Genomic DNA, 1,160 nt, shown 5'->3' on the forward strand with positions numbered 1-1,160 from the left:
CGGCGGCGGAGCAGGCGGCATCGGCGGCATGGCCGCGAATACCTGGGTCTGGTCGCCGACCGGCTCGGTCTCCAGGGTGCGGAACCCCGCCGGTGCCGTCGGCGCGCCAGGCGCGGGCGCGGGCGGCGGCGTGGGAGCCGGTGCGGATGCGGTTGCCGGCGACGCCGCGGCAACCGGCGGCGTCGCCGCCATCTGCAGTTCGGCTTCGGAATGGAAGGCCTGCAGGAACGCCGCCTTGAGTTCCTGCGCCTGCTTCAGAGCTTCGGCTCGCGCGGCGAGCTCGGTCTCCAGCTCGGCGATGCGGCGCTTGTACTCGGCGGCGTCGAATTCGCCGAGCTGGTGGCGCAGCTCGATCTCCTGGCGGTCCAGGGTGATCGCCTCGTGATCGCCGGCATAGCGGTCGAGCAGGTTGCTGAGCTCGAGATACTGCACGCGCGCCTGCTGCTTCAGCGGCGCGGCCTTCTGGTCGAGCTCGCGGTTGCGCGTCTCGTAGTCGCCGCGCACGCGCAGATAGACCGGCTCGGCCACCGCGCCGCGCTTCTCCTCGAGCTGCTGCAGACGTTCGGCGAGCACGTCCTGCTCGGCCTTGATCGTCTTGAGCGCGTCGACGGCGCTGACGTCGATGGCTTCCAATGCGGCGATGCGATCGTTGCTCATGCTGTTCTCCGGGGCGCGCGTCACGACGCGACCAATTCTATGTCGATAGTGCCGAAACGCAGGCGGTCGCCGGGCTTGACCGGCACGGGCTCGCCGGTCGCGATCCGCTGGCCGTTGACGAAGGTGCCGTTGGCCGTGCCGACTTCCTCGCGCAGGAACAGCAACACGCCCTGGCGCAGCAGCTTGGCATGGCGCCGGCTCAGGCTGCGCGCGGCGTCGAGCGCGCCGAGGTTGATTTCGGGCGTGATGCCGGTGACCGGATCGACGCGGCCGATCAGGAACTCGTCGCGGCCGGATTCCAGCGGGAAACGCTGGCCGCTGGCCGCATGGAACAACGCAGGTCCACTTACGCCCGCCGGGGCCGGCGGAGGCGCGGCAGGTGGCGGCGCTGGCGGCGCGGACGCGGGAACAACCGGCGGTGCAGGCGGCGGTGACGGCGGCGCGACCGGCGCTGCCGGCGCAGGCGCGACGGGAACAGGCGGCGACATGACAGGCGCCGGTGC

General features: G+C 71.9%; 1 protein-coding gene and 1 pseudogene. Both read right to left on the minus strand.

The genetic code is table 11. The annotated features are described in order from the left end of the window. Positions 1-657, minus strand: a pseudogene (locus NON22_RS24585) (hypothetical protein); the annotation flags it as partial. 20 nt (positions 658-677) lie between these two features. Continuing rightward, complete coding sequence (locus NON22_RS24590; RefSeq protein WP_257389610.1) at positions 678-992, minus strand: FHA domain-containing protein; 315 nt, start codon at positions 990-992, stop codon at positions 678-680. Positions 993-1,160 lie beyond the last annotated feature (168 nt).

It is taken from the genome of Tahibacter caeni (genome assembly GCF_024609805.1).
Classification (GTDB): Bacteria; Pseudomonadota; Gammaproteobacteria; order Xanthomonadales; family Rhodanobacteraceae; genus Tahibacter; species Tahibacter caeni.